The organism is Spirulina sp. 06S082 (assembly GCF_034932145.1).
GTDB lineage: Bacteria > Cyanobacteriota > Cyanobacteriia > Cyanobacteriales > Spirulinaceae > CCY15215.
On the sequence record NZ_JAYGHV010000358.1, the window covers coordinates 1 to 3,688 of the forward strand.

Annotated in this window: 4 protein-coding genes; 2 read left to right on the forward strand and 2 right to left on the reverse strand. The window is 45.0% G+C overall.

All coding sequences use genetic code 11. The features are described 5' to 3' along the window. On the forward strand, positions 1-227 hold a 227-nt coding region (locus VB714_RS21165), incomplete at its 5' end, for a peptidoglycan-binding domain-containing protein (protein WP_323226672.1). Between the two features lie 67 nt (positions 228-294). Here the strand turns inward: VB714_RS21165 and ahr are convergent. Together ahr and VB714_RS21175 are read right to left on the reverse strand one after the other, a co-directional pair. Next, positions 295-1,296 carry an NADPH-dependent aldehyde reductase Ahr gene (gene ahr / locus VB714_RS21170; protein WP_323226673.1) on the reverse strand — a complete coding sequence of 334 codons (1,002 nt, stop codon included), beginning with the start codon at positions 1,294-1,296 and terminating at the stop codon, positions 295-297. A gap of 67 nt (positions 1,297-1,363) precedes the next feature. Then, positions 1,364-1,942: a DUF4126 domain-containing protein gene (locus tag VB714_RS21175; RefSeq protein ID WP_323226674.1), complete on the reverse strand. Its 579-nt coding sequence runs from the start codon at positions 1,940-1,942 to the stop codon at positions 1,364-1,366. Between the two features lie 256 nt (positions 1,943-2,198). On the opposite strand from VB714_RS21175, the gene VB714_RS21180 reads away from it, so the two are divergent. After that, positions 2,199-3,518: a Glu/Leu/Phe/Val dehydrogenase gene (locus VB714_RS21180; protein WP_323226675.1), complete on the forward strand. Its 1,320-nt coding sequence runs from the start codon at positions 2,199-2,201 to the stop codon at positions 3,516-3,518. Positions 3,519-3,688: the final 170 nt, after the last annotated feature.

Here is a 3,688-nt window from a genome sequence, read left to right on the forward strand (position 1 = left end):
AAGGCGATCGCGAAGAACTAAATTTAGTGGTTTTGCGATCGGGTATGCAAGGAGAAGCCGTCAAACGCTTACAAGAACGTCTTCGGATTTTAGGACTCTTTTCTGGCGAGATCGATGGAATTTTTGGCGCACAAACGTTGGAAGCTGTCAAAACATTTCAAGAGAGAAATAATATGACTGTAGATGGAATTGTTGGCAGAAAAACTTGGGAAATTTTGCTGCGTTGACGGTCTGGAAAAGAAGCGACAGTAGAGACAAGACACGCTTTGTCTCTACTGGATTTAGGAATACAACTTAATGCTTTAATACCAAACGGTAGCGAGGTTTCCCATTCCGGAGTTTTTCGATCGCCGCGTTGACTTCCTCAAAAGGGAAGGTTTCGGTAATGGGTTCAATGTTGTGACGGGTGCTAAATTCGAGCATTTTTTGAGTGGTGGCTGGACTGCCGAGGGGACTGGCAGAAATCGATTTTTGACCGAGAATGAGAGGAAAAACAGGGCTGGAAATGGGGTTGGGGGCAACTCCCACCAGATGCAAGCGTCCTTTGGGTCGCAAGGCAGCAATATAGGCCCCCCAGTCGAGATCGGCGCTGACGGTGGAAAGAATGAAATCGAGGGAATTTTCTACGGCTGCCAAGGCTTCGGGATCGCGAGAATTAACAAAGTGGTTTGCTCCCAATTCTTTCGCTTCGGCTTCTTTATCGGGACTGCTTGAAAAAGCCGTGACATCACACCCCCAAGCACTTAAAAAGTTTAAAGCCATATGTCCAAGTCCCCCAATACCAATCACTCCGACGCGATCGGTGGGTTGGATATCCAATTGCACGATGGGGTTAAAAACAGTAATTCCCCCGCAAAATAAGGGGCCGAGTTTGGCGGGATCGAGTCCTTCCGGTAAAGGAATCACCCATTCTTGATGGGCGCGGACTTTATCAGCAAAGCCGCCATGTCGTCCCACGATGGTACTTTCGTTACTCAAGCAAAGATTGTGATTTCCGGACATACACCATTCACAACTGGTACAAGAGCGAGAAAACCAACCCAGTCCGACGCGCTGCCCGACTTTTAAATTTTGCACCCCTTCCCCAACTGCGGCGATCGTGCCGACGACTTCGTGACCGGGGACAAAAGGATATTGAGTCATGCCCCATTCGTTATCCAACATACTCAGATCGCTGTGGCAGATGCCGCAAAATTCTACTGCAATTTCGACTTCTTCGCGATCGAGGACACCGGGATCGTACTCGAAGGGTTCCAATTGACCTTTTGCTTCGCGGGCGGCATAGGCTCGAATCATACTTCTATCTCCCAAGGATAAATTGCTATTGCTCTCATTTTGACATCAAGAGAGAATAAATAGTTGTTTATAGAAATTGCTGTGTTTTCTTTTTTCCCTTATACCAGCGATACCATTCCCCCGAACTGCGAACTGAAAACCATAACAAAAACATGGCAATTAAACCACCTTGTTCGGGGGCATTAAAGGCAAATAATACTAAAAAAATACATAACGCATCTTCAAGGAAAATGATCCAAATTGGTAAACCCTGTAAGCGAAAAAACCAACCCACCTGCACAAATTTAAGAACAAACGCGAAAAGCCCCCCCACCATTGCCACAATCCACAAGGGTTGAAACTCAGCCGAACTAATTTTTGTGGCGGCGATCGCCATCATTCCCCCCACAAAGGGACTCAATATCAATTGTAGAAGTTGATTAACTCGTTGTCCCAAAAGTTTTTTAGAACCAAAGAGTTCAAAAAGCGACCAACTGGTAAGAATTCCTAATAAAACTTGAGGATGAATCTTAGACAACAATGGGACATTATGCCAAAGAAGATCGCTTTGAAACAAACCGATCGCCAACAAGGGAAGTGCAATTCTCATTCCGGCGGCGGCGGCGGCGGAAAGTGCGGCTAAGATTCCAACAAACACGATGGTCATACCTACAAATGTAATGAAAAGACCCGCACCCTATCTGAACTATTTTAGGCGGTTTTGTTCCTGCGATCGGGTCGTTCCTCTTTCCATATTGCCCTTTTTTGCGGAAAATAGAAGCTAAGACCGAACAATATTTTGATTTTGTACGGACAGGAATGTTAAAAGATATTTCCAAATGTTATTTTTTGTTAAAAAGTAATATTTTATACTGTTTTTTTGTGTTTAAATGGTAGCAAGAACAAATCCATTGAGGTCGAATATGACGATCGCCACCCCAACAAACCAATTATCGCTTTCCTTGTTGGCCGATGCCAGCAGCCGCCTCGAAGAAGCGTTAAAGTATGTGTCTATCTCTGAGGATGCCTTGGGTCGCTTAAAGTATCCCAAAGCCAGTTTAAGTGTTTCTATTCCCGTGCGAATGGATAATGGGTCTTTGCGGATATTTCAAGGCTACCGAGTCCGCTACGATGACACGCGAGGACCGGGGAAAGGGGGAGTTCGCTACCATCCCCACGTCACTTTAGATGAAGTACAATCCCTCGCTTTTTGGATGACGTTTAAATCAGCCGTAATGAATCTGCCTTTTGGCGGTGCAAAGGGAGGAATTGCGTTAAATCCCAAAGAATTATCGCGTCAAGAATTAGAACGCTTGAGTCGAGGATACATTGATGCGATCGCCGATTTCATCGGTCCGGATGTGGATATTCTCGCACCGGATATGTACACCAATGCGATGATTATGGGTTGGATGATGGATCAATATTCTATTATCAAGCGCAAGGTCAGTCCGGCGGTGGTAACGGGTAAACCTATTATGATGGGGGGATCCCAGGGTCGAAATACGGCGACGGCAACGGGAGCATTTTACGTTATCAGTACACTTTTACCTCACTTCGATCTCATTCCCGAACAGACAACGGTGGCTATTCAAGGATTTGGGAAGGTGGGGGCTGCTTTAGCTGAATTATTGGCACAAGCAGGTTATAAAGTCGTCGCTGTCAGTGATTCTCAAGGGGGAATCTACTGCGATCGCGGTTTGGATATTCCCAGCATTCGCCAATATAAGAACGAAAGTCGCAGCATTAAAGCGGTTTATTGTGAGGATACTGTTTGCAGTATTGTCGAACATGAAGTGCTGACTAACGAGGAATTACTGGCTTTAGATGTGGATGTATTAATTCCTGCGGCTTTAGAGAATCAAATCACAGAAGCCAATGCCCATGATATCTCTGCAAAGTATATTTTTGAAGTGGCAAATGGTCCTATTACCTCTGCTGCCGATCGCATTTTAGAAAGTAAAGGAATTTATGTATTTCCTGATATTCTCGTGAATGCAGGAGGCGTTACCGTGAGTTACTTTGAATGGGTGCAAAATCGTAGCGGAATGTATTGGACTTTAGAGGAAGTTCACCAACACCTCAAACCGAAAATGGTAGAAGAGGCAAAAGCAATCTGGAAACTGTCCCAAGAGTACGATACATCAATGCGAACTGCCGCTTATATTCACGCCCTCAACCGTCTGGGAGAGGCATTAGATGCCAAAGGGACGCGGGATTATTATACTAATGGTAAAAATTAAAAGTATAGCCCGATCCGCCAGGGATTGAAAATCCCTTCTTATCTCAAATCCGGTTAATGGGTATAACAAGCGGGCAAGATGCCCGCACTACTGTAATTATTGAATATTATCGTAGTGGGAGCGTCTCGCTCCCTAGATTTTTAATGATAGTATTCATGCGGATTTGATAT

What these genes read in the sequence shown, in the direction of transcription:
- ahr (WP_323226673.1), bottom strand. Translation starts at nt 1,296, where the DNA reads ATGATTCGAGCCTATGCCGCCCGCGAAGCAAAAGGTCAATTGGAACCC.
- VB714_RS21175 (WP_323226674.1), bottom strand. Translation starts at nt 1,942, where the DNA reads ATGACCATCGTGTTTGTTGGAATCTTAGCCGCACTTTCCGCCGCCGCC.
- VB714_RS21180 (WP_323226675.1), top strand. Translation starts at nt 2,199, where the DNA reads ATGACGATCGCCACCCCAACAAACCAATTATCGCTTTCCTTGTTGGCC.